This is a genomic window from Marinomonas sp. KMM3893 (genome assembly GCF_004352855.1).
Lineage (GTDB): Bacteria > Pseudomonadota > Gammaproteobacteria > Pseudomonadales > Marinomonadaceae > Marinomonas > Marinomonas arenicola.
Window position 1 is genome coordinate 664,227 of sequence record NZ_SJSC01000002.1, and the last position, 24,353, is coordinate 688,579.

A 24,353-nucleotide genomic window follows, 5' to 3' on the forward strand; every position below is an offset into this window, starting at 1 on the left:
AAAGGCCCAGTGCCTTTTTTTTTATTGCGCGATTAAGGTGGCTAAAGATTAGCCAAAAACAGACCAGCCGATACTGTCTGAAAGGGCTTCTAAAGCCGCAATGCCTGCCAAGGAGTTGCCTGATGTATTTAATTCTGGCGACCAGACACACACCGAAAAGCGGTTTGGTACTATGGCAACAATACCGCCTCCGACACCACTTTTACCAGGTAATCCAACACGATAGGCAAAGTTTCCGGCTTCGTCGTATAAGCCGCTGGTGGCTAATAGTCCATTGACCTGTTTGGCTTCGCGAGCGCTAATAACTTGTTCGCCACTGTGCTGGCAATAGCCCTTGTTGGCTAAGAAGCTAAACGCTTTCGCAAGATCAATGCAGCTCATGCGCATGGCACAGTTATCAAAATAATTGTGCAGCACGTCTTCTACGTCATTATGAAAGTTGCCAAAGGCTTTCATTAAATACGCCATGGAGGCATTGCGCGCACGAAACTCGTACTCTGAATTTGAGACGGTTTTATCGGAGGTTAACCCCTGGTTCCCCGATAAGCGGCGTATGTATTCACGCATGGCGTAGTGCGGCGAGGCAAAACGGGACTGATTCATGTCACTCACCACCAATGCGCCCGCATTGATGAAAGGGTTACGGGGGATGCCCGCCTCATACTCTAGTTGAACAAGAGAGTTGAATGGGTTGCCGGATGGCTCACGACCCACTCGTTGCCACATGTCTTCACCATAATGTTTCATAGCAAGCGTTAAGCTGAAGACCTTTGAAATACTCTGTATCGAAAACTCAGTGTCCGCTTGTCCAGTGTGAAAAAGTTCACCGCTGTTGCTATAGATGGCAATGCCAAATTGATTTGGGTCCACGTTGGCGAGTGCTGGGATGTAGTCAGCGACTTTACCGGCACCGATTAACGGGCGCACTTTTTGTTCTATGCTGTGTAGCAATTCATCCACAGGTGGTTACCTATTTAATGCTTATCGAAAGGCGGGTTTATACAGAAAAATGATGCGTCACGATAGCGCTTGTCGGCGGGTGATGCCAACAAGCGTTTTCGTGTTCGAATGTTTACTTATCTGGGTTTTGTTGTATCCATAGGGCGTGTTGTCTAATGATTTGCCCTGAGATAGTCACAGGGCTAGGAATATTCGGCAGATTATCGATATCCCACCACGCGGCTTCTTCTATTTCGCCTGGCGCCGGTGTCAGTTCGCCGCCATCGTAATCGGCAAAGAAGCCGACCATTAACTGATGGGGAAAAGACCAAGGTTGGCTGCTGGCATAGCGAATGTTTTTAACCTGTATGCCCACTTCTTCTTGGACTTCGCGGGCGACCGCTTGCTCTAACGTTTCACCGGCTTCAACAAAGCCTGCAATGTTGCTTTGCATGTCTGTTTGCATCTGTGTGCCTCTGGCGAGCAGTAGCTTATTGCCTTTTTTGACCGAGACTATGATGCAAGGTGAAATCCTAGGATAGTGGCGTAGATTACAGGTTGGGCAGATTTTAGTGTGTTCTGTGGTGTGCCTGTTGCGCATTTCTGTGCCGCAGCGACCGCAGAATCTGTGGTCTCTATCCCAGGTTGAAAGCTGGTGGGCGCGGCTCAGTAGAAGATAGTTGGCTTCGTTTTGTAAGAAGAGTAATTCACGCAAGCCCATCTCGCGAAAGCCTCTGGGCATGTTTTCAAAACGGCACACAAACACATCTTGTCGTGAATCGTCTGCAGAAAGCCACTGACCGCAATACACAGCACGCATATTCGCGTCAGGCTGAAAAGCCGTAAAAGGAATAAGGAAACGTTCTTCTGATTCGATTAAAACTTGGTTTTTATGCAATAAAATATAAAGCGCATCCTGATGAGGAGTAGGGTGCGCATGGGTACCGATTTCTAACATGAGAAGGCTCTGTTGAGTGCAAAAAGATTACGCTAACGCGAAGCTCAGTTTGACGCAACAGAGTCGGTAGGATTAATCCCAATTAAGGATAACTTTCCCTGATTGGCCAGATGCCATCGCCTCAAATCCTTCCTGAAACTGCGAAATAGGGAAGTGATGTGTCACAATCGGGCTAATATCGAGACCAGATTGCAGCATGGCCACCATCTTATACCAGGTCTCATACATTTCTCGGCCATAGATACCTTTAATGATAAGCCCTTTGAAAATAACTTGGTTCCAATCAATGGTGGTTTCTTTGCCAGGAATGCCGAGCATGGCAATTTTGCCACCGTGATTCATGCATTCCAGCATGGATGAAAATGCAGCCCCATTGCCTGACATTTCTAGGCCCACATCAAAGCCTTCTGTCATGCCGACTTCTTTCATGACGTCTTTTAATGACTCTTGGCTAACATTGACGGTGCGAGTCGCGCCCATTTTCTTTGCCAGCTCTAAACGGAAGTCATTGACGTCGGTAATCACCACATTTCTTGCGCCAACGTGTTTGGCGATCGCGGCGGCCATGGCGCCGATTGGACCTGCGCCGGTAATCAATACATCTTCGCCCGTAAGGTCAAAAGACAAGGCCGTGTGTGTGGCATTACCAAATGGGTCGAAAATGGCAGCCATGTCGTCACTGATGTCGTCAGGGATTTTAAAAGCGTTACTGGCTGGGATTACTAAATACTCACCAAACGCGCCAGTTCGGTTAACCCCAACGCCTAATGTCTCACGGCATAAATGGCGTCGGCCTGCTCGACAGTTACGGCAATGACCACAAGTGATGTGACCTTCACCAGACACTCGATCGCCGATATGAAAGCCGTTTACTTCAGCGCCGATTTCAGCGATCTCGCCGACAAATTCGTGACCAACGGTCATTGGCACAGGAATGGTGTTCTGCGCCCACTCATCCCAATGGTAAATGTGCATGTCAGTACCGCAAATGGCGGTTTTATGTATTTTAATAACGACGTCGTTATGGCCGCATTCTGGGTATGGTGCGTCAGTCATCCAGATGCCTTTTTCTGCGTGTAGCTTGGCAAGCGTTTTCATGGTGTGACTCCTTAAATAATGTTCAGAGAACGGCCAATTTTGGCGAAAGCATCAATCGCGTGATCAAGCTGCTCTTTGGTTAATGAGGCTGACATTTGAGTGCGGATTCTGGCTTTTCCCATAGGCACCACAGGGTAGGAAAAACCGGTGACATAAATCCCTTCTTGATAAAGTGCGTTGGCCATTTCCTTGGCTAATTTGGCGTCGCCAAGAATAACGGGAATGATAGGGTGGTCGCCGGGCACTAGGTTGAACCCTAATTGGCTCATCTTTTCTCTAAAATAAGCGCTGTTCGCTTTAAGTTGCAAGCGAGCGTCGTTGCCTTTTTTGATGAGCTCTAAAATTTCCAATGTGGTGGCGGTAATGACTGGCGCCAATGAGTTGGAAAATAAATAAGGGCGTGAACGTTGGCGCAACCATTCAACAATGGGTTTTGAGGCGCTGGTGTAGCCGCCCGATGCGCCGCCTAAAGCCTTACCTAAAGTGCCGGTAATAATGTCTACTCGACCCATGACGTCGCAGTACTCATGGCTGCCGCGACCATTTTCACCTAAAAAGCCAACGGCATGAGAATCGTCAACCATCACGAGAGCGTCGTATTGGTCGGCTAAATCACAAATGGATTTAAGGTCAGCAATAATGCCGTCCATGGAAAACACACCGTCGGTGACGATCAGTTTTGTTTTAGCCCCATCGGCGTCTGCTTGTTGTAGTTGTGCTTCTAGTTCTTGCATATCGTTGTTGGCGTAGCGGTAGCGTTTGGCTTTGCATAAACGAATCCCATCAATGATGCTGGCATGGTTAAGAGCATCACTGATAATCGCGTCTTCACTATTCAGCAAGGTTTCAAATAAACCACCATTAGCATCAAAACAAGACGAGTAGAGTATGGTGTCTTCCATTTGTAAAAACTGGCTAATCTGGGCTTCTAATGTGGTGTGAATATTTTGTGTGCCACAGATAAAGCGTACAGACGCCATACCATAGCCAAAAGTATCTAGCGCTTCATGGGCTGCTTGTGTGACATCTTTATTGTTGGCAAGACCTAGATAGTTGTTGGCGCAAAGGTTGATCAAGCTAGCATTGTCGGCGGTGGTTACTTGGCTAGACTGCGGAGACGCTAACGCTCTTTCTTCTTTATAAAGGCCTTGGTCTTTTAGCTCTTCTAGCTGGCGCTCGAGGTTTTGAAAAAATGTAGATCGGTTCATGCTAATTCTCTCTTTAATGCTGCGATATGATGAAATTAAGTGTAGAAGGCTTGTTGGGTCTCGTGTAGATGCAGTGAAGTATCAAAATGACCGTAACAGTTTGTTTTCGATGGCTGGCTTTTTGTTAAAGCTGTCGCGTAGAATGAGCACAAATTTTAAGCAGAGAGACGATTGAATGTTATCTAAAGTACGTAGCAGTGTGCTGATCAGCACCATGATGATGAGTGTTGGGGTCAGTGCTCAGGATTATTTGCCGATTCTTCAATACCATCATGTGAGTAAGACAACCCCTGCTTCTACCTCGCTTACGCCAGCTCAGTTTACCGAGCAGATGGATTACCTTAAAACCGCTGGTTTTCAAGTGGTTGATTTGAAAGACGCATTAGAGAAGTTGAAAAAACATCAGAGCTTACCTGATAAAGCGGTCGCGATTACTTTTGACGATGCGTATCGAGACATCTATCTAGGCGGTTTTCCTATTCTTAAGGAAAGAGGTTTTCCGTTCACCGTTTTTCTGAATACTAAGCCGATTGGACGAAATCATCACTTTTTGACTTGGCAAGACATTAAAGAGATGGAGAAGTCTGGTGGTGTGTTTGCCAACCATACGATCAATCATCCTTACATGTTAAGAAAAGAAGCGGGTGAAACCAACGATCAATGGTCAGCTCGTATGGCCCATGAAGTGGATACCGTAGAAACCATATTGAATGAGCAGCTAGGGCATTCTCCTAAAATGTTGGCTTACCCTTATGGCGAGTCCAACGATGTAATACGTGCACTGGTAAAAGAACGAGGCCTTATGGCGTTTGGTCAGCAGTCCGGTGTGGTCAGTGCGGATTCTAACTTTGAAGATCTGCCACGTTTTCCGGCATCTGGACGTTTTGCCAAACTGTCTACTTTAAAAGTGAAGCTGGCGTCTAAGCCTATGCCTCTTCTTAATGAAGAAAGTGGCGGGGATTTTGCGACGGATAAACCTGTGTCTATTCGTTTAACGTTTAAGCCGGGTAACTATCGCCTGAAAGATTTGGCCTGTTATGTCTCCGGCCAAGGCAAGGCGTCGTTGAACTGGATAGAGAAGAACGAAGTCGTGGTTACTGCGCCCAGCGCATTTGGTGTTGGTCGTGGAAGAATTAACTGCACCATGCCAGATCAAAGTGCGAAGCATTATTACTGGTATTCCAATGTTTGGATCCGTCCAGGGGCAGATCAGGGCTATGTAGTAGAAAAAGTTGGAAAAAGTTAACTTTTTTTAAAAAAGATGTTGCACTGAAATCTCAAATCAGTATTATACATCTCGCTCGCAACGGAGGGGTGGCAGAGCGGTTTAATGCACCAGTCTTGAAAACTGGCGTAGGTTAATAGCCTACCGAGAGTTCGAATCTCTCCTCCTCCGCCATCTTCCTTTTAGGAAGGTTGTTGTGTTGTAAGCAAAGATAAAATTAGTTCCTCGATAGCTCAGTTGGTAGAGCAAATGACTGTTAATCATTGGGTCACTGGTTCGAGTCCAGTTCGAGGAGCCAGATCGGAGTATAGCGCAGTCTGGTAGCGCGCCTGCTTTGGGAGCAGGATGTCGGGAGTTCGAATCTCTCTACTCCGACCATTTAATTTTATCGTCACCTAGTAATGGTGGGCGTAGCTCAGTTGGTAGAGCTCCGGATTGTGATTCCGGCGGTCGTGGGTTCAAGCCCCATCGTCCACCCCATTACTCTGATAGTTGGGTCGTTAGCTCAGTTGGTAGAGCAGTTGACTTTTAATCAATTGGTCACTGGTTCGAATCCAGTACGACCCACCAACTATCGTCAGAATATAATTCTGCAAACCTTATTAATTCCTCGATAGCTCAGTTGGTAGAGCAAATGACTGTTAATCATTGGGTCACTGGTTCGAGTCCAGTTCGAGGAGCCAATCGGAGTATAGCGCAGTCTGGTAGCGCGCCTGCTTTGGGAGCAGGATGTCGGGAGTTCGAATCTCTCTACTCCGACCATTAGGTTGTTAGAACATAGAAAATTATGAGCGGGTCGTTAGCTCAGTTGGTAGAGCAGTTGACTTTTAATCAATTGGTCACTGGTTCGAATCCAGTACGACCCACCATTCTTCTCATAATCCTCTCTCTTTTATTTCCCTTTCTTGTGTTAATTCCTAGATCTTTCTCTGATTCAATTTAAAATATTCTATCGTCTATCGTCTATCGTCTATCGTCTATCGTCTATCGTCTATCGTCTATCGTCTATCGTCTATCGTCTATCGTCTATCGTCTATCGTCTATCGTCTATCGTCTATCGTCTATCGTCTAGTTTAAGTAAGCTGCCTGTTTTTGTGGGCTGGAGTGCTTGTAAAAAAGAGTGACCAGATTCCTGTGTCCATGCTGGCCTACGAATAATTCAGAATTCCAGATCTCAGCGTAGGCTAGATGGAGTCCACTTGAGCTGTGTTGGTTGCAGGGTGAAAGCTTCGTTTTCAGTGCCGGATTCCCGTCGTGCCTCCGTTCGTGTTGGTCTACGATTTCAGCTCACAAATGGATGTGGTGTCGTCGATTATTTGGTCTTTAGCTCACATGGTGTCATTTGTTGGTTTGGCTTTCTGAGGTGCTCTGAGGGCTTGTGGTGTGATGTTTTCTGTTTAGTGTGGGTAACTTGTGGTTTTGTTTGTTTTAGTGGATTAAAAGGCTCTGAACGCACGTTTTGTGGATAAGCTTGTGCTTAACCGGTGTAGTTATTCAGTTTTTTCTTTTTTAATGTGGTGGTGTTTTTCTGTGGATAAGGTTTTGATTATTTGCTGATGTGGTGATAAGTATCAGAAAAATCTAAATAGGAATGTCATATTTATAGATAAAGGATTGATCTATAAAGAAAAGAATTAATGGTGGAGGGAGGTGGATTCGAACCACCGAAACTTTCGTGGCAGATTTACAATCTGCTCCCTTTGGCCACTCGGGAACCCCTCCACAGCAGCGCGGCATATATTATATGCCGCGCATCATCGTGTAAACACTTTTTTCTTATTTATTAAGAAGTTTTTCAAGTTTTGCCTTCATACGCTCTTCAGGAGACAGATTATCGTATGCGTCATCCTGGCGTTTTTGTGGGCTAGGTGCGTTTTTAGGCTTGTTGTTCGGCTTGCTAGCGGTTTTTTTGCTGGCTGGCGCTTTTGCCTTTGAGCGTGGTGTTCTGTCGCTCTTAGGGCGATTAAAGGTGGTTTTTTCCTTTTTAGGAATCATCGACTCAGGCAATGCTGGCTCGTTGTTTACAGGGGTGCCTTCAAGGTCAATGCGAGGTTGTCCTGACAATAGGCATTTTTTGTACCTGTCAGAGCGAGTGTAAGCGGCTAGGGCGCGTTTCTGCTTGCTGGCATTGAAGTCATCATCAAGAACCATGTCTTTATCGATACCGACCTTCAGAGGTTTAGGCTGGTTCCAATCAAACGCTTTTGGATAACGGTCTTCTAGCATCTTAATTAGGCGGCGGTTATTTTTTTGATTCTTCTGACGCTTCTTTTGCTCTGGCGTCAGTGTCGCTGCTTCTTGCGTGCTTTCACTTGCTGGTTGTACATCGTTTGTGGTGGTTTCCACTTGGATTTCGTCTTGTACTTCTGGCAAGCCGTTAAGCTCTGGTTGTTGTATTGTCATGTAATCAGTCTGTTCTGTTGTCGTGGTTGTGATGCTGGTTTCAGCAAGAGAGTTCAGCAAGTCAAAGCTCAGTTGATTTTCCACTTCGCTTTTCGGTGCTGGGGTATTTATTGTGTCAGCCGGTACGAGAAGATCTAAAGAGTCTTCAATATACAATTGTAATTGATCTTCAGTCGAACGCGATACCATGTTCTGTAAAAGATCCATTGAGGCGCTACTGCTGTCAGGTGAATTTGCATTCTCCGTTTTCAGTTGTGCGATTTCCTCGTTGGCGGCTTTTAGCTTTTCGATAAGCTGGTCGACCTCAGCTTCGAGTTTGGCGATTAATTGTTCCATACGCAAGGCTCAATTCTATAACGGTGTTAATGGAATGCTTGGGGTGTTTTTCACTCCAATCATTTCTTGCCGTTGAGTATCATTCGGCTGAACGACCGAGATAGTTGGATTACTTTTATGCCATATGAAAGCAGAGGCAGCCAATAAGCAGATAAATAAGCTAGACATTAATTTCATATTGCTTAGAAAGTAAGTCCAGCTCCGACCATCACGTGTTGATCGTATTTGGCGCTGCTACTGTTTAACAGTTTTACAAAGACATCCAATCGACTTGTATTCGATGTTGCAATGCGAAACCCTGCTTCTGGGTAATAAACATTGTCGTCAAAAAAGTCGACACCAAGGCCAATATAAGACCACATTGGAGAGCCTGGTATTATTTGGAATGCAGGGGTGGCGCTGTAGTAGCGGCCACCTAAAGCAATCGCACTTTCAGGGTCATCACCCAATGAAAAAGCAAAACCACCGTACATAGAGAAGTTAGATGGTGTTGTGAATTCCATCATGGTTCTCAGAATAGAGGTTGTGCTGCCGGTATCATTGTCTGTTGAAGGACGAGCGGCCGTTGCTTCAAAGCTCAATAAGCTTGCAACTTGTCCTTCTTCAGCAATTGCGCTTCCGCAGAAGAAAACTAAAGTGGCAAAGAGTAAAGATCTCATTGTTTATTATCCAATTGGTTAAGACGGTTTAGCATCTCAGATAAAGAAGATTCCCAGTTTGATTGCTGTTCAGATTTTTGAGTTAGCATGGTTTCTAATTCACTTTTGCCTTCGCTTAGCTCGTAATTCTGCATTTCTAGTTCAGAAATTTTCTGACGTAGAGAAGAGATTTCTTCAACAGCTTCGTTAATGCGTTGTTCTAGGTGGTGAAGTAATTCGTTGTTCATTGTGTTTATCCTAAAGTATATAAAATCGCTTTATAAAAATAGCGTTAGTGTGAAAATTACCAAGCAATCACAACATCTTGTTGCTGAACATTTAATATCTGAGCGTCAACGGCAAGCTCACCAATGGAAAAGTTGGGTTGCACTTGCTTGATAGTAACATTGATATTGGCATTATTCAGTTGTGTCTGCGCTGTTTGGTTTTGATTGTGGATTTCAAAGCGACGGTAGACGCTTAGTTTATCGCCTTGTTTAATTCCAGATAAAGAGCCGGCAGAAATATGAACGCGGTTGCCTTCGGTGCGAAATATGCTGGCAATAAAAGGTTGGCAGCGTAGTTTCTCACTGGTATCAATCGCGCTTTCTCTTAAGATCTCTCGGACCACTTTACCGTAATGAACCGTCCAGAACTTGGCACTGCCAAAGCCTACACGTGCATTGTCTGCGATGTCCCACTCACCAATTTCGCTGTAGCGTTTTTGGAAAAAGAGTGCGCCGCTGAAACTGTCATAGATGTATAGATCTAGGACGAAGTTTCGTTCTTTTTGGATACCATCCTCTTGATTGTCAGAGGGACTATCGGGTGTTCTTAAATACAGCGGGCTAATGTCACGAATGACGCCGCTGATAATATATTGTACGCCCAGCTGCTGGCCGATACGAGTGACATTGCTTAACGCGCCTTCGTCGTTGATCGCCGATGGTGCATTAATAAGATCTGGGTAAATGGCGACGTTGGTTGCGTTCAAAGCCCGAAGAAAGCCTTGTTTGTTGATCGCATTGGCTAGATCTCTAGGAAGCTCCCTAGAAATATTATTGAGTCGCCCTAAGCTGGCTTGCTCTGGGTCTTGAAGTTTAAAGCCCGTCACGCCGACGGATTTTTGATAGAAGTTGGTCGCTCCATTGCCGCACTGAGAATCAGGTGTGACATTGACGCGAGCGACAACCGTAAGAAAGTCACCTTTGCGCTCTTCATGGAGGATTTTAGCTTGTTGAACGCGCCCAGCACTGCGAATTTGTATGTCGGAATCCAAATCGCCATTTTTTAGTCGATCATTCACACTCACTCTAGAGCTGGATTGCAGAACGGCTTGTTTGATTGCTTGTTGCGTTGCTCGATAGCGTGCATCGTCTACATCGTCGTTATAGACAATGGCCTTCCCGGTTGCGGTAACCGATTGCGCAAAGCTGGGTGCGATGGACAGCACCGAGAGCGCGATAAACAGACAATACTTACGTGTGAAAGACATTATTCAATCGTATAGAAATTAGCAGTGGAATTCGAGCGAGAGGCGTTCACTGTTTTGTAATTTTGGTGTGTCTGACATTGTGGGTTATTGGCAATATTGCTTGGCGAGCTAACGCATTCGCGGAAATTTTCCTGTAATGCCATTTCAACCACTGTTTCAAAGGTGCCATCTTCGTGTTCACGCTGAGATACGACCTTAGCGCCGACAAGGTAGGAGTCGATGTAAGAACGCAATTCGTCGTGTTGTAGCACCATATTATTCAAGGAGCTTGAACCGTCTAATTTCAAACCGTAGACACGTTCAGAAAGGTTTCGGTACGCATCAAGAGTGGAGCTGCGCAGCGCCATAAGGCGAGCCTGAGACTTAGAAAAACGTTTACTGGTGCTTACCGCAGCATAACCGGTTGCGTTAACAATAATTGGGGGTTGCTTCACGACGCGGCGAACTTGGCTTTGCGTGTTGGTGTTGATCAGGCCGTTATTGCCAACGTCGACTGTGTTGCCGTTACAAGGTCCAACTGTGTTGCACTCTTCGCCTGTTCTTTGGAATAAATTCTGACACCCCGCAAGCGCTATACTCATTATGGCGATGGAAAATAATTTAAAACCTGATGTCATAATGGTGTCCCTGTCGTGTTTTATATAAAAAATCATGATAATTCTACGGTATAAAAGTGCATTTAATGGTGTAAAGAAGCAAGAAGCAGGCCACGGCTTGCTTTGATGCATTTTATACGATGCAAAATGTAAACTATTTTGCTTGTTAGCGTCCATGTTTGCTGGTGTAAATAAGCAAATTTCTGCTGTTTTTTTGGGAAATCTATACTTTCTCTTGGTTTTTTCTTTTTTACCTTAAGCAGTGTGGTAGCACAATGGCTCGATTGCGCTAGGTTGTTTTGCTTTGCTAAGTGTGTAGACTGTTTTTATATACAGTGTTTTCCTGAGCGTGACTATGTCTAACCCACGTAAAATTATTCACATTGATGCCGATTGCTTTTATGCCGCCATTGAAATGCGCGATGATCCTAGCTTATGCCAAGTGCCATTGGCGATTGGTGGTTCCTCCCAAACCAGAGGCGTATTAAGTACCGCTAACTATATCGCGCGCTCTTTCGGCGTTCGCTCTGCAATGCCAACGGCGGTGGCAAAGCGATTGTGCCCAGCTTTAATAGTCGTGCCTGGGAACATGGAAAAATATCGCCTTGCCTCGCGGCAAATGCATGCCATTTTTCGCCAGTACACAGACATTATTGAGCCGCTTTCTTTGGATGAAGCCTACCTTGATGTGACGGATTCTGACGCCTGCCAAGGCAGTGCGACGAGAATCGCTGAGCAAATTCGCCAGCAAGTTTTGGCGCAAATTGGTATCACTGTATCCGCTGGTGTGGCGACCAATAAATTCATTGCAAAAGTCGCCAGTGATTGGCAAAAGCCAGACGGCCTAACCACTATTTCCCCAGACCAACAGTTTGAATTTGTCTCGCAATTACCGGTTAAGTGCATTTCAGGTATTGGCAAGGTCTCTCAAGAGCGGCTTGCGGCGTTAGGGGTGTTTGTTTGCTCAGACCTTCAGAAAGTCGATTTCTCTATTTTGCAAAAAAACTTCGGCAGCATGGCTTTTCGCTTGTCTCAATATGCCCTTGGTATTGATCATCGGCCTGTGCAAACTTCCCGTGAGAGGAAGAGTGTGTCTGTGGAACATACGTTTGCCGAAGATCTGCAATCCTTGGAGTCGTGTTTGGCGCAATTGCCTGAGTTGCTCGCGAGTCTCGATCAGCGCATGGCTGGTCGTGGTTTTGATGCCCAAGTGAGCAAGTATTACCTCAAATTGAAATTTAACGATTTTAAGCAAACAACGATAGAGCAAGCGATTCAAAGTAGATTTTCGAAAGAGGTCTTTGTTGCTTTGTTAACGCGTGCCTACCAAAGGCAATCTCGTCCAGTGCGGCTGATTGGAGTGGGCTATCGTTTGTCCGCTCCCGCGCCCCGGCAGCTTGATATGATGTTTGAGTAGTGCTTAAAAAATAACCGCATTTTTATCTTGCTGCTATAGTTACTGAAGTAATGCGGAGGTACTGTCTTATGAATAGAAATCCCAAATTATTAAATGGCTGGAAGCATGAGGTGCCAGACTCGTTAGCGGGGCGTTTACGCTTTGAGGTTGAGCAAACTCTAAAAAGTTTGTACGCCAGCGATGCGTTAGTAGATCAATTAGGTGCTTTGTACTTACCTTTCTCAACTTGGTTAAGCAGTAAAGTGAAGTCGGCCAATGGCCCGTTAGTGGTGGGGCTTGGCGGGCCGCAGGGGTCAGGCAAAACGACCTTTAGTCGGGTCGTGAGCCGTGTGCTTTGTAAAGGCTTTGACATAAAGAGTATTGTGGTCAGTTTGGATGACTTATACAGAACGCGCAAAGATCGGCTCCATTATGCGCAGACCATGCACCCTCTATTTGCTACGCGAGGAGTGCCTGGTACTCATGATATTGATATGGCCTTGATGCTTTTTGAGCGGTTACGAACGCTGAAAGATGGCGAAATCATGAAGCTACCAGCGTTTGATAAATCCCTAGACGATAGAAAACCGGTGCATTTGTGGAGTGAAGTACAAGGTCCAGTGGACGTTATCTTTCTTGAAGGTTGGTGTGTTGGCGCATCGGCGTTAGGAGATGGACTGGATCAACCAATGAACCGTTTGGAAAAAGACAAAGATCAAGATGGGGTGTGGCGAAGTCTTATTAATCAGCACTTACAAGAAGGCTATAAAGACTTGTTCGCGAATATCGACATTATGATGTGGATGGAAGCGCCAGACTATGATGTTGTTTATCAATGGCGTAATAAACAAGAGCGCATGCTGGAAGCGCATCTGCATGATATTCATGGTGGTGTATTAGACACGCTTGATATCAAAGTGATGTCGCCAGAAGCGCTGAAAGGTTTTATGCAATATTACGAACGTCTTACTCGCCACCTTATGGCTACCATGTCTGAACGATCTGATGTTGTGTTTCGCCTTAATCATCAGCAAGAGGTGACGGGCTTGCGTTTTCCAACCGAGCATTAGTGCTGTGGCGGGTTAATCTCGTCGAGTTGTCATAGTAAAGAGTTATCTACAATAAATATTTGTCGATATAATAGGCCATTGCTTAAAAAAAGAAGTGAACGAGTTTAGACTGCTCGTTCGCTTTTTTTTAACCTTATAGCCTATTTTTTGCCTGTACTGTTTGGGCCTGTATTTATTGGAGTAAAGAATGACAGATTTGTTGCCTTGTGTATTAGTAGAGACGGCAGAAACAGCGGATGCAGCGATTATCTGGCTGCATGGATTAGGATCAGATGGGCATGATTTTGAATCCATAGTACCGGCATTAAAAATTCGCCCTGATCAAAAGTGGCGTTTTGTTTTTCCCCATGCACCGCAGCGCCCAGTGACGGTCAATGGCGGTATGGTGATGCGAGCTTGGTATGATATTTATGAAATGACGCTTGAACGCAAAGTAGATATGTTGAATATTGAAGAATCTTGCCAGCAAATCAGTGCTTTAATCGAAGCGCAAATCGCATCGGGAATTGATGCTTCTCGTATTATTCTGGCCGGTTTTTCACAAGGCGGCGTGATTGCTTATCAGCTAGCGTTAACCACCGAGCATACACTGGCAGGAGTGATGGCATTATCTACTTACCTGGCGAATAAATCTGATGTCCCTGCGGCGGCGGGCAGCCACAATGGTACAACTCCTTTCTTGATTCATCATGGATCTCAAGATCCTGTGGTGGCCCCTAGCTTGGCATTGGACGCGAAAAAAGCGTTAACGGATCAAGGGTTTAATGTTGAGTATAAAACCTATGAGATGCCTCATTCTGTTTGTCCGGAACAGATTGCTGATATTTCTGCATGGTTGCACGCTCGTTTAGCTTGAGTTGGCTGGGTTAACAAAAGGAGAGCAAGATGACGCTGAACACAGACAAGTTGTTGGCATTCGCTAAACGGATTGCCTCTCACGCTGGCACTATCATGGTGGAGGCGAGGGAGAAGAAAGGTTTTTCTGCCGATTACAAAGCGGATCATGAGTTGGTGACATCAACCGATTTGGCGATCGATCATTATTTATGCCAAGAAATTATCGCAGCCTATCCTGATCATCGTATTCTTTCAGAAGAGTCTTCTCCTAATTTGTCTTTGGATGCTGTGCCGACATGGGTGATAGACCCTATTGATGGCACGGTGAATTTTGCGCACCATCATCGTCATGTTGCTGTGTCTATTGGTTTATACGTTGACGGTCAGCGCTTGTTAGGGGTCGTGTATGCTCCTTTCCTAGACGAATGTTACTGGGCCATTAAAGGTCAAGGTGCGTATTTGAACGGTGAACGTTTGTGGGTTGCCGATGGGGTTAGCTTACGCAATGCGTTAGTGGCCACTGGGTTTCCCTACCAAAAAAATGCGCTCGAAAAGCTGATTAAACGGGTTTCAAATGTATTACATCAATGTCAGGATGTGCGACGTAATGGGTCCGCAGCATTGGATCTATGTTGGGTCGCGGCAGGGCGATTACAGGCTTATTATGAATCCGTAAAACCATGGGATATGGCGGCAGGAGCCTTGATTGCTGTAGAGGCAGGCGCTGTCTTAGGGCGCTATGATGAGGTTGAATCTGCCTGGCCATTGGAGATTAACGGTGATTCGTTATTGGTTTGTGCGCCATCATTATATGATGCGATGCAACAAGTGTTGGCCGTGGATTAGTATGATGCCACTGGGGTACTTGAGCCAACTTTCTTAAATTAAGTGAATGATGAGTTAATTCTCATGATTAATATTGGATTTTTATGTCTTTTACTGTCTTTATAATACTGATTATCGGCTGTATTGCGGTTATATCTGCGTCTCTTTGGTTTATTGCCCGCCAATTAAAGGTGAACCGTTTACGTGAAGAGAGAATCCGTGCCGGAGAATCTTTTGTGGCGGAAGAGCGACAAAAGCGAATTGATAGCATTCAAATTTTATTAAAAGCCGTTGGTACGGATGAAAAGCTTACCTGGATCGAAACCAGCATACGGGTGAAAAACTTACTCGATCAGTTGAGCGTAGATCTATCGCAACACGATGACATTTCGGCTTTTTATATTATCACTGAAAAAACTGAGCATATTCCGACGCACGAACAATGGAAGAGTTTACCAAAAGATGCGCGGGCTAAGTTCAGCAATGAGATGGCGCGTTACGAAACGGAATATCTTGAGCATTTGAAGCGTGCTAAAGCCGCTTTGTTGGTCTATTCTTTTGATTCATGATTTTACAGTTTGTTCTTTCTGTTTTTTTATGTTTTTGCTTGTTGGTTTCCTTGATGGTGTTTTATTTAAAGCACAAATCAAAAGTGCCTTATTATCGACTGAATCAGAGCGATTGTACTGCGCTATTGGAAAAAGCAGTAAATGGCGTCTTGCTCGAATATGATTGGAATGTTTTTATTGGCATGACAATTCGAGACAACGAACAATTTGAGCGGTTGCGGGAAGTTTGTCTTATGATTGATGATGAACATAAAAAGGGAGCCCAGCTTATTGGTGGGAAACTGTATGTTCGGTTTAGCAAAGCCGGGGTGAAGCAATTGGCCTCTTTGTTGGATGAGTGGCGACATAAAGTACATTATGCCGCTTAGCGGCTTATATCTTATTAACGTTAGATTAAGGATTAAAGCACATGAGCGATATGGAACAATTAGTAGATAAGGGCATTGAACTACTGCCTTGGATCTCAGAAATGGCAATTAACTTATTAATCGGCATTGTGATTTTCTTTGTCGGTCGGTTTATTGCCCATAAAGTGGCTCATTGGTGTGAGCATAGAATGCTTAAAGCGTCGGTTGATAAAGCGGTAGCCGGTTTCTGCTCTAGCATTCTTTATGCCTTGATGTTTGCCGGTGTTATCTTAATGGCGCTTGGGCAAGTCGGTGTACAAACCACTTCCTTCATCGCCATTCTTGGTGCGGCTGGTTTGGCGGTTGGTTTGGCCTTACAGGGGTCATTGTCTAACTTTGCATCAGGCGTATTGATCATTGTATTACGCCCATTTAAATCAGGTGATTTTATTGATGCTGCGGGTCAAATGGGTACGGTAGACCGTATCGAACTGTTTCATACCTACCTTAGAACACCGGATAATCGCATTATTATTGCGCCGAACTCAGCGATAATGAATGGCTCTATTGTCAACTTTTCGCGTGAGAAAACACGTCGTTTAGATTTGGTTATTGGTATTAGTTACGATGCTGATATTCGTCTGGCAAAAAGTATTATGGAAGAAATTGTGGCTGCCGATGAGCGGGTGTTAAAAGATCCAGCTTGGGTAATCGCGGTTTCTGAACTGGCAGACAGCTCCGTCAATTTTAACCTTCGTCCTTGGGTGGCAGCAGCGGACTATTGGGCGGTCAGAGCGGATCTTCTAGAAAAGATCAAATACACCTTTGATGAACGCGGTGTTGGTATTCCATACCCTCAAATGGATGTTCATCTGCATAAGCAAGAGTCTTAATTACTCGCATTATTGCTTTCAAAATGCCGCCAAGTGATTAACATTGCTTGGCGGCATTTTTTATTTTTATCATTGTACTAAATAGGTTGTTATTAATGACTCGGTATCGTCCACCTTCCCCGCCAAAATCCGCCTACATCACACAAGAGGGCGCTCAAGCTTTATTGGCGGAGCTAAAATATTTGTGGAAAGAAAAGCGTCCAGCGGTGACAGAAACCGTTCGTGAAGCGGCAGCACAAGGCGATCGCTCTGAGAATGCTGAATATATTTATGGTAAGAAGCAATTACGAGAAATCGACCGTCGCGTACGTTATTTAGAAAAGCGTCTGGATGTGTGTACTGTGGTCGATCGTTTTCCTGCGGATCAGTCAAAAGTGTTTTTTGGTGCTTGGGTAACGCTTGAGGACGAAGATGGCACCTTAAAAGAATATCGTATTGTCGGCGCGGATGAGTTAGACCATAACCCTGCTTACATTAGCATCGACTCCCCAGTTGCGCGTGCGCTGCTTAAAAAGGAAGAAGGTGACGAGGTACTGATTCGCTTAGCCGCTGGCGAGAAATGTTATGTAATCGACACCATAGAGTACCGTGCGCCAGCAGCATGAAAATTTATTATGGCATGGCCCAGTGGCAGCATCCGGCGTGGGTAAATTGGTTATACCCATCATCTTTGCCTGCCGCCGAACGAATTGCGCGCTATTCTCAGGTTTTTTCTACGGTTGAAGTGGGCAGCACTTTTTATACTAAGGTGGACCAAGCGCAGCTGTTGCGTTGGTATTCCGTGGTATCTGATGATTTTCGCTTTGCTTTTAAAGCACCACAAACGGTCACCCATAGATTATTTGATCGGCCATGGCGTGACATCGTTGAAGACTGGCGTGTTTTTATGGCGTCGCTGCAACCTTTGCAGTCCAAGCTTGGGCCGACCATGCTGCAATTTCCTGCAGCGTGTGATGAACGCTTGCTAGAGCGCATAATGTTGCTTTGCGATTTGTGGGATTTGTCTGCTCCTTTATCCGTGGAGACACGACATCTGGCGTATTTTGATAAAACAGGTTATGAGTCCTTGTTCTTAAAAGGGCTGGCGGAAAAAGGGGTGAATCGGGTGATTATGGATTCACGCCCCGTTTTTTCTACGCAAGCGTATTGTGACAGCTTGGTGGATGCGCAAAAGAAGAAGCCAAGAGTGCCTTGCCATCCTGTTGCAACCTCGTCTCATCCTGTGGTGCGCTTTATAGGGCATCCGGATTTGCCGCTAAATGACAAATGGTTGGATCAGTGGGCGGTGAAGTTGGCTCAATGGCTAGTGGCAGAATTAACACCAACGGTGTTTGTGCATTCATCTGATAACATTGCAGCGCCGACATTGGCGGCCACATTAGATCAAAGAGTTCAGCGCTTGTGTGGCGATTATCAGCCGTCGCTTCAGCTTCCCCAAAGCCAAGAGCAAGCGAGTTTGTGGTAGCAGCTTAAAAAATAAAAGCGCCTCTTTAGCAAGAAGGCGCTTTTTTGCTTAATACGAAGGGGAGGCGTAATTAGCAATAATCTTTAAAATCAAAGGCTTCTCGGTAACCAAATAACGCTTGGCTGCCACCTGTGTGTAGGAAGACGATGTTTTCATCTTTGCCAAATTCGCCTTTGCGAATCAAGTCAATTAGGCCAGCGGCGCCTTTCGCAGAATACACAGGGTCCAGCAAGATAGATTCGTACTGCGCAAATAACTCAATGGCTTCTAACCCACTTTGCGTTGGGATGCCGTAGCCATCGCCCACGTAGTTGCAATTTGCCACCACGTCTTCGCGCTTCACCACACCAGGAATGCTTAAATATTCTGCGGTTTTTTCAGCCAAGCGAAATACATTCGCTTCTTGGGTTTCTTGCGGTACACGCACCCCAATGCCCAATACTGGAATTAGACTGTTGGTGGCCACCAAGCCGGTGACCAAGCCTGCTTGTGTGCCTGCGCTGCCTGTTGCATGAACCACACGGTCGATTTTGAGTCCCATGTCATTGGCTTGAGCTAGCAATTCAAGTGCGGCGTTCACGTAGCCAAGTGCGCCAATTGGGTTGGAGCCACCTCCTGGAATAATGTATGGCTTCTTGCCTGCTTTACGCAGTTTTTCAGCCACTTCTTCCATGGCTTGATTCATGTCGGTGCCCGCTGGGTATTTGCTGAGCGTGGCGCCAAACAGTTGATCGAGCAAGACATTGCCATTGTAGTTGTAATCCACGTCCTTACTGCCGGTACGGTCTTCTAACAGAATTTCACACGCCATGCCCATTTTGGTGGCAATGGCCGCGGTTTGGCGAGCGTGGTTAGATTGGGTCGCACCTTGAGTAATAATGGTGTCTGCGCCTTTTTCGATGGCGTCTCCCATGAGAAATTCCAGCTTGCGTGTTTTGTTGCCGCCACCCGCTAAACCTGTGCAGTCATCGCGCTTAATCCATAACTTAGGGCCGCCTAAGTGTTCGCTTAATCGTGTCATTGGCTCAAGGGGTGTGGCTAAGTGGGCAAAATGTAATCGAGGGAAGCGAGAAAGATGCATAGGTATATCTCCATAAAGGGATGACGTTAAGTTGATTTAGAGATTACAGGCTCCATTTTCTACTGCCCAATGCTGTTTTATCTTGTCTCGGTTACTTTTCAGCATAGCAATGCTAACATCGAAAAAAGGCAGTTTTAGAAAGGGTGTCCCGTGGAGCTAAAGTGGTTAGAAGATTATCTGGCGTTAGCCAAAAATGGCAGTTTCTCGAAGGCCGCAGAAGCGCGCTTTGTGACTCAGCCCGCATTTAGTCGGCGCATTCGATCGTTGGAAAATTGGCTCGGTGTGAGCTTGGTCGATCGCACTCAATATCCCACTACGTTTACGGAGGCGGGCTCGGCTTTTTTAGAGCAGGCAGAAAGCCTAACCAAACAAATTTACGCCTCGCGCAACCATTTAACGTCTTTGGTGAACGATACGGCAGAAATGGTCGTTATGTCACAGCATTCGTTGGCCGTTTCCTTCGTCCCGGATTGGTTAGAACAAATCGAGCCTTTTATTGGTGACTCGCTGATTCGAGTTAATACGGACAACTTGCACGATTCTTTGGAGTCTTTTTTGGCCGGTGCGGGCGACTTTCTATTGTGCTTTTCTTCCCCCGATATTTTTAGACAATTGGATCGAGATGACATAGAGACGATCCAAATTACCACGGATCGTATTGTGCCTGTCACGGCGGTCAAGCCTGACGGCCATCCGGTTTATAGTGTGACGCAAGAGAGTCTAAGGTGGCTTACTTACCCTAAAGAATCGTTTTTAGGCAGTTTACTAACTCCCGAATGTTTGTCGGAGCCCGGCAGTGAGCTGACGCTCAACAAGGTATGTGAAAATGCATTGGCTGAAGGGTTAAAGGCTTTGGTTGCGAAAGGTTATGGGGTCGCTTGGCTGCCTGAGTCTTTAGTTCAAAACGAATTGGATGAAAATCGTATGGCGGTGCTGGAGTCCCCTCTTAAATCGATCGATCTCGATATCAATATTTACCGATTTAAAGGCAAACACTCCGACTTTTCGGAACGTTTTTGGCATTACCTTTCAACGCTGTATGAATCTGCGTGTTAAGTATCAGAAGGGCGTCACTATAAATGACGCCTTTTTTGTTTTCAGAGGGGCATGTTCATCAAAGAAGAGGGTCCTGCTGCCTTTTTTTTACCATACTAAGTGCAAACACAAGTGATCATCCGCCTAATTGCTGGAGAGTTTTCAGAGGTCAGAAAGGCGTAGCGACTTTAAGGGCTTAAAAACCTCTGGAGGAAGAGGGTGGTTAATGGTCTATCTTTTTGTTTTTGAAGGCTAAAAATCTTCAGAATAGATTTTTAAGCGCGTTTAAAAGGCGTCCAGCACGGCACATTACCCTATGCGAAAAAGTAACCGATCGCGATCAAAAAAGGCATTGGTCTCGGATTACGTAAATCTCTAAGGTGAAGGCTTACTCAAGGAAGAATATCTGTATTCAAACATATAAGAATAAATCTATAGGGGTAATGCAATGCAGCTTCCCAGTTTCTTTCGATGCTATTTTGTTCTGCTAACAAGGTTCTTTGAGCCAACGGCAAGGCCTCATTAGTATCAGAACACGGTGCGACGAATTTAATTTCTCTGATTACATAGGTGGTAACCCATTTGATTGGGTTACAAAGAGGCGTTTGGTCTTGAGTATAGCCCTAGCATGCGAGCCAATTGAGCGGCGCTAAAGGGTCCTCAGAACAGTGAGAGGTGCTTTATGGAATATTTGAAAAATGCGGTATCTGGTGCTGTCGTTGCGGATGAAGATGAAAAAATCCAAGCGGCAGTAAAAACCATGCTACATCGAATTCAAGAAGAGGGTGAAGAGGCTGTTAAAGCCTATGCTCTGCAGTTTGATAACTGGCAGGGGGAATTCATTCTCAGTGATGAAAAACGTCAGGCATTGATTGCCAGCGTTCCACAAAGTGTAAAAGACGATATTGATTTTGCCCACCGTCAAATTAAGCGTTTTGCTGAAGCTCAGCGTAATAGTTTGGTTTCTTTTGAAATTGAAACAGAGCCTGGCGTTCGCTTAGGGCAACGTGTTATTCCTGTTCAATGCGCTGGCTGTTATGTGCCAGGTGGCCGTTATGCCCATGCCGCTTCTGCGCTAATGAGTGTGGCGACGGCAAAAGCCGCTGGTGTGCCTTTTGTGGTGGCTTGTTCACCGCCACGTGGTGACAGTGTTAACCCCGCTGTGGTTTATGCGATGGACGTCGCAGGGGCGGATGTTATTCTCGAAATGGGTGGGGTCCATGCGGTTGCCACTATGGCGAAGGGCTTATTTACAGGGAAACCAGCCGACATTCTGGTAGGGCCTGGTAATGCCTATGTGGCAGAAGCAAAGCGCATGCTCTTTGGCTCTGTCGGCATTGATGTGTTTGCTGGACCAACGGAGTCCGCCATTATTGCCGACAAAACAGCGGACCCGATGACCATTGCTGTGGATCTTGTGTCACAGGCGGAACATGGAACTAACTCACCGGTTTGGCTATTTACCGACAGTCGTGAAATTGGCGAGAAAGTCATTGAAATCATGCCTCATGTGATTGCAGACATGCCCAATGCGGATGTCTGTGAAGCGGCGTGGCGTGATCATGGTGTGGTGATTTTGGCTGATGATCGTGATGAATTGGTTCGTATTAGTGATGAATATGCCTGTGAGCATTTGCAGATTTTGGCGCAGGATCTCGATTGGTGGAAAAACAATCTGAATAATTATGGTTCTCTGTTTTTAGGGGAAGGCAGCACAGTGACCCAAGGTGATAAGTGTTCAGGCACTAATCATATTCTACCGACGAAAAAAGCCGCCCGTTACAGTGGTGGTCTAAACGTACAGAAGTTTATGAAAGTGCTGACCTATCAAGAGTTGGATGAAGAGGCTAACTTGGCGTTCAGTGGCGCAGGCTCACGAATTTCTCGTACCGAAGGTATGGAAGGTCATGCCCGCGCTTGTGATTGGCGACTTCGTAAATTCTTCCCTGAAAAAGAGTGGGACTTCACTGTCTACGATCAGAAGCGTTACGACTGAGGAGTGGCTGGTGAAAGTATTCAATAAACCCTTTACTCAGCAGGAAGCGATCCCTGAAGAAGGCATTTCGGCGGCGCTTAATGTGATGCGTTCAGGTCGATTGCATCGCTATAACACGCTTCCTGATGAAAAAAGCGAAACAGATTTATTAGAAATCGAGTTCGCGGAATATCAGGGCGTGCCTTATTGTTTGGCTTGCTCCTCTGGTGGCTACGCTCTGCATGTCGCAATGCGTGCCGCAGGCGTGCAATCTGGCGATAAGGTCTTGTGTAACGCTTTTACGCTGGCACCTGTTCCAGGTTCTATTCATAACAGTGGCGCAGTGCCTGTGTTTGTCGATGTAGCGGATGATTATTGCATTGATTTAGAAGACCTTGAATCGAAGGCTGCCAGCTCGGGTGCTAAGTTTTTTATGCTCTCTCATATGCGCGGGCACTTGGCAGATATGGATCGTATTATGGCGATCTGTGAACGCTACCATTTGTTTTTAATTGAAGATTGTGCCCATACCATGGGCGCCAGTTGGAATGGTAAGAAGAGCGGCACATTTGGCGATATTGCGTGTTTTAGTGCGCAAACATACAAGCATGTCAATTCTGGTGAAGGTGGCTTTTTAACCACTCGTCATAGTGATGTGATGGCACGCGCCATTATGTATTCTGGGTCTTATATGTTGTATGAGCGTCACTTTGCAGCACCGCCAAAAGAAGCCTTTGAGCAAATCCGATTTGATACGCCAAACTACAGTGGTCGCATGGACAATCTTCGTGCGGCTATTTTACGACCTCAAATTGCGAACTTAGATGCCCAATGTGAGCGCTGGAGTTGTCGTTATCGTGTGATTGAAGCTATTTTGACGCCTTGTGCTGATATTTTGCTTCCTGAGCGGCCGGCCGCGGAAGCCTTTGTTGGTAGTTCCATTCAGTTTTCTTTGCCTTCATTCGGTGCTCCCCAAATGCTTGATGTCGTTAAGCGTTGTGGCGAGCGTGGGGTGGTGCTGAAGTGGTTTGGTGACGCCGAACCGAAAGATTACACGAGCCGTTATGACAGTTGGCGTTATCTTGAAGATATACCCAAGTTGCCTAAAACTGAGCAGATTCTGGCTTCCTTGTTGGACATGCGAATTCCATTGACCTTTAGTGAAGAGGATTGCGCCTTGATTGCTGAGATTATCGTTGAAGTAATAGGAGAGTGTGAATAATGGCGAAAGCAAGTGCGGGTAAAGAGAAGGTCGTCGGTGTTATTGGTGGCATGGGGCCTGAGGCAACAGTGGATTTAATGCAGCGCATTATTGACCTGACGCCGGCGGCCGATGATGTGGATCACATTCATGTGCTGGTAGACAATAACCCGAAAATCCCGTCTCGCATTAAAGCATTGATTGAAGGTGGCGGAGAAGATCCTGCACCTTGTTTGATTGGTATGGCACAGGGGCTAGTGAAGCAAGGAGCGGACTTTTTGGTCATTCCTTGCAACACGGCTCACCATTATTACCCTCAAATCGCCGCCGCGGTTGATGTGCCTGTGTTTAATTTGATTGAACTGACTGCTGGGCATGCGAAAGCGATGAACCCTAATCTAACGAAAGTGGGTTTATTAGCGTCTTCGGCGCTGCAAATTATTCATCTGTATGAGCCTTGGTGTGCCAAGTACGGTGCCGAGGTTCTTTATCCAGAGTCACAAAAACAACAGCAGGTTATGGCTTTGATTCGCGCAGTAAAAGCGAAGCGGCAGACGCCAGAACAATTGCAAAATTACCAACAAGCTGCGGAAGATTTAGAAGCGCAAGGTGCTGAGTGTTTGGTGTTGGCGTGTACTGAATTGTCGGTAATTGGCGATCAGTTAAAAACGTCTCTGCCGGTATACGATGCCTCTGAGTTGTTGGCGCATGCGATTGTGCGTGAAGCGTTAGGTCTTGATGCAGAGGATTAAGCTCTTTTTCT

The 24,353-nt window shown here is 45.8% G+C and carries 24 protein-coding genes and 9 tRNA genes; 22 read left to right on the forward strand and 11 right to left on the reverse strand.

Annotation, left to right across the window (positions count from 1 at the left end; translation table 11 throughout):
- Window positions 1-48: 48 nt before the first annotated feature.
- From glsB to E0D71_RS07505, 4 genes are all read right to left on the reverse strand, one after another.
- Window positions 49-960 carry a glutaminase B gene (gene glsB / locus E0D71_RS07490; protein ID WP_133002682.1) on the reverse strand — a complete coding sequence of 304 codons (912 nt, stop codon included), beginning with the start codon at window positions 958-960 and terminating at the stop codon, window positions 49-51.
- A 112-nt stretch (window positions 961-1,072) separates the two neighbouring features.
- Window positions 1,073-1,897 carry an NAD(+) diphosphatase gene (gene nudC, locus E0D71_RS07495; RefSeq protein ID WP_133002683.1) on the reverse strand — a complete coding sequence of 275 codons (825 nt, stop codon included), beginning with the start codon at window positions 1,895-1,897 and terminating at the stop codon, window positions 1,073-1,075.
- A 72-nt stretch (window positions 1,898-1,969) separates the two neighbouring features.
- On the reverse strand, window positions 1,970-2,995 hold the full coding sequence (gene tdh / locus E0D71_RS07500) for an L-threonine 3-dehydrogenase (RefSeq protein WP_133002684.1): 1,026 nt from the start codon (window positions 2,993-2,995) through the stop codon (window positions 1,970-1,972).
- 11 nt (window positions 2,996-3,006) lie between these two features.
- Window positions 3,007-4,203 carry a glycine C-acetyltransferase gene (locus E0D71_RS07505; protein ID WP_133002685.1) on the reverse strand — a complete coding sequence of 399 codons (1,197 nt, stop codon included), beginning with the start codon at window positions 4,201-4,203 and terminating at the stop codon, window positions 3,007-3,009.
- Window positions 4,204-4,378: 175 nt separating this feature from the next.
- On the opposite strand from E0D71_RS07505, the gene E0D71_RS07510 reads away from it, so the two are divergent.
- From E0D71_RS07510 to E0D71_RS07550, 9 genes are all read left to right on the forward strand, one after another.
- Complete coding sequence (locus tag E0D71_RS07510) at window positions 4,379-5,449, forward strand: polysaccharide deacetylase family protein (protein WP_133002686.1); 1,071 nt, start codon at window positions 4,379-4,381, stop codon at window positions 5,447-5,449.
- A 62-nt stretch (window positions 5,450-5,511) separates the two neighbouring features.
- Window positions 5,512-5,602, forward strand: a tRNA-Ser gene (locus tag E0D71_RS07515).
- A gap of 48 nt (window positions 5,603-5,650) precedes the next feature.
- Window positions 5,651-5,726, forward strand: a tRNA-Asn gene (locus E0D71_RS07520).
- 3 nt (window positions 5,727-5,729) lie between these two features.
- Window positions 5,730-5,806 (forward strand) — tRNA-Pro (locus E0D71_RS07525).
- A gap of 26 nt (window positions 5,807-5,832) precedes the next feature.
- Window positions 5,833-5,908: transfer RNA gene (locus tag E0D71_RS07530), tRNA-His, on the forward strand.
- Window positions 5,909-5,922: 14 nt separating this feature from the next.
- Window positions 5,923-5,998: transfer RNA gene (locus E0D71_RS07535), tRNA-Lys, on the forward strand.
- Between the two features lie 37 nt (window positions 5,999-6,035).
- Window positions 6,036-6,111 (forward strand) — tRNA-Asn (locus E0D71_RS07540).
- Window positions 6,112-6,113: 2 nt separating this feature from the next.
- Window positions 6,114-6,190: transfer RNA gene (locus E0D71_RS07545), tRNA-Pro, on the forward strand.
- A 31-nt stretch (window positions 6,191-6,221) separates the two neighbouring features.
- Window positions 6,222-6,297 (forward strand) — tRNA-Lys (locus E0D71_RS07550).
- A 769-nt stretch (window positions 6,298-7,066) separates the two neighbouring features.
- Here E0D71_RS07550 and E0D71_RS07555 read toward each other — a convergent pair.
- The 6 genes from E0D71_RS07555 to E0D71_RS07580 form a co-directional block, all read right to left on the reverse strand.
- Window positions 7,067-7,150 (reverse strand) — tRNA-Tyr (locus tag E0D71_RS07555).
- A gap of 54 nt (window positions 7,151-7,204) precedes the next feature.
- Entirely contained in the window at window positions 7,205-8,167 is a 963-nt protein-coding gene (locus tag E0D71_RS07560) for a ProQ/FINO family protein (protein WP_133002687.1), read from the reverse strand.
- 182 nt (window positions 8,168-8,349) lie between these two features.
- Window positions 8,350-8,826 carry a hypothetical protein gene (locus E0D71_RS07565; protein WP_133002688.1) on the reverse strand — a complete coding sequence of 159 codons (477 nt, stop codon included), beginning with the start codon at window positions 8,824-8,826 and terminating at the stop codon, window positions 8,350-8,352.
- Window positions 8,823-9,053 (reverse strand): cell division protein ZapB, encoded by a 231-nt coding sequence (locus tag E0D71_RS07570; RefSeq protein WP_133002689.1) that lies wholly within the window; start codon window positions 9,051-9,053, stop codon window positions 8,823-8,825. The genes E0D71_RS07565 and E0D71_RS07570 overlap by 4 nt, the downstream gene beginning before the upstream one ends.
- A 56-nt stretch (window positions 9,054-9,109) precedes the next feature.
- Window positions 9,110-10,300 (reverse strand): flagellar assembly protein T N-terminal domain-containing protein, encoded by a 1,191-nt coding sequence (locus E0D71_RS07575; protein WP_133002690.1) that lies wholly within the window; start codon window positions 10,298-10,300, stop codon window positions 9,110-9,112.
- Window positions 10,300-10,917: an LPP20 family lipoprotein gene (locus E0D71_RS07580; RefSeq protein WP_133002691.1), complete on the reverse strand. Its 618-nt coding sequence runs from the start codon at window positions 10,915-10,917 to the stop codon at window positions 10,300-10,302. Before E0D71_RS07580 ends, E0D71_RS07575 begins: the two co-directional genes overlap by 1 nt.
- A 334-nt stretch (window positions 10,918-11,251) precedes the next feature.
- On the opposite strand from E0D71_RS07580, the gene dinB reads away from it, so the two are divergent.
- The 9 genes from dinB (at window position 11,252) to E0D71_RS07625 (ending at window position 18,298) form a co-directional block, all read left to right on the forward strand.
- Entirely contained in the window at window positions 11,252-12,313 is a 1,062-nt protein-coding gene (gene dinB / locus E0D71_RS07585; RefSeq protein WP_133002692.1) for a DNA polymerase IV, read from the forward strand.
- Window positions 12,314-12,381: 68 nt separating this feature from the next.
- Window positions 12,382-13,362 (forward strand): hypothetical protein, encoded by a 981-nt coding sequence (locus tag E0D71_RS07590; RefSeq protein ID WP_133002693.1) that lies wholly within the window; start codon window positions 12,382-12,384, stop codon window positions 13,360-13,362.
- Between the two features lie 187 nt (window positions 13,363-13,549).
- Window positions 13,550-14,218, forward strand: coding sequence for a dienelactone hydrolase family protein (locus tag E0D71_RS07595; protein ID WP_133002694.1), 669 nt, complete (start codon window positions 13,550-13,552; stop codon window positions 14,216-14,218).
- Window positions 14,219-14,247: 29 nt separating this feature from the next.
- Window positions 14,248-15,045 (forward strand): inositol monophosphatase family protein, encoded by a 798-nt coding sequence (locus E0D71_RS07600; protein WP_133002695.1) that lies wholly within the window; start codon window positions 14,248-14,250, stop codon window positions 15,043-15,045.
- An 83-nt stretch (window positions 15,046-15,128) separates the two neighbouring features.
- On the forward strand, window positions 15,129-15,593 hold the full coding sequence (locus tag E0D71_RS07605) for a DUF2489 domain-containing protein (RefSeq protein ID WP_133002696.1): 465 nt from the start codon (window positions 15,129-15,131) through the stop codon (window positions 15,591-15,593).
- Window positions 15,594-15,646: 53 nt separating this feature from the next.
- Window positions 15,647-15,961, forward strand: coding sequence for a hypothetical protein (locus E0D71_RS07610; RefSeq protein WP_243711969.1), 315 nt, complete (start codon window positions 15,647-15,649; stop codon window positions 15,959-15,961).
- Between the two features lie 41 nt (window positions 15,962-16,002).
- Complete coding sequence (locus E0D71_RS07615; RefSeq protein WP_133002698.1) at window positions 16,003-16,833, forward strand: mechanosensitive ion channel domain-containing protein; 831 nt, start codon at window positions 16,003-16,005, stop codon at window positions 16,831-16,833.
- Window positions 16,834-16,928: 95 nt separating this feature from the next.
- Window positions 16,929-17,438, forward strand: coding sequence for a transcription elongation factor GreB (gene greB / locus E0D71_RS07620; protein ID WP_133002699.1), 510 nt, complete (start codon window positions 16,929-16,931; stop codon window positions 17,436-17,438).
- Window positions 17,435-18,298, forward strand: coding sequence for a DUF72 domain-containing protein (locus E0D71_RS07625; RefSeq protein ID WP_133002700.1), 864 nt, complete (start codon window positions 17,435-17,437; stop codon window positions 18,296-18,298). The genes greB and E0D71_RS07625 overlap by 4 nt, the downstream gene beginning before the upstream one ends.
- Before the next feature lie 70 nt (window positions 18,299-18,368).
- On the opposite strand, the gene E0D71_RS07630 is transcribed toward E0D71_RS07625, so the two are convergent.
- Window positions 18,369-19,379, reverse strand: coding sequence for a D-cysteine desulfhydrase (locus E0D71_RS07630; protein WP_133002701.1), 1,011 nt, complete (start codon window positions 19,377-19,379; stop codon window positions 18,369-18,371).
- Between the two features lie 150 nt (window positions 19,380-19,529).
- Between E0D71_RS07630 and E0D71_RS07635 the strand changes: the two genes are divergently transcribed.
- The 4 genes from E0D71_RS07635 (at window position 19,530) to E0D71_RS07650 (ending at window position 24,342) form a co-directional block, all read left to right on the forward strand.
- Window positions 19,530-20,435 (forward strand): LysR family transcriptional regulator, encoded by a 906-nt coding sequence (locus tag E0D71_RS07635; RefSeq protein WP_133002702.1) that lies wholly within the window; start codon window positions 19,530-19,532, stop codon window positions 20,433-20,435.
- A 661-nt stretch (window positions 20,436-21,096) separates the two neighbouring features.
- A complete protein-coding gene (hisD, locus tag E0D71_RS07640; RefSeq protein WP_133002703.1) occupies window positions 21,097-22,410 on the forward strand; it encodes a histidinol dehydrogenase in 1,314 nt (437 codons plus the stop codon).
- A gap of 10 nt (window positions 22,411-22,420) precedes the next feature.
- Window positions 22,421-23,611, forward strand: coding sequence for a DegT/DnrJ/EryC1/StrS aminotransferase family protein (locus E0D71_RS07645; protein ID WP_207923345.1), 1,191 nt, complete (start codon window positions 22,421-22,423; stop codon window positions 23,609-23,611).
- Window positions 23,611-24,342 (forward strand): amino acid racemase, encoded by a 732-nt coding sequence (locus tag E0D71_RS07650; RefSeq protein WP_133002705.1) that lies wholly within the window; start codon window positions 23,611-23,613, stop codon window positions 24,340-24,342. The genes E0D71_RS07645 and E0D71_RS07650 overlap by 1 nt, the downstream gene beginning before the upstream one ends.
- Window positions 24,343-24,353: the final 11 nt, after the last annotated feature.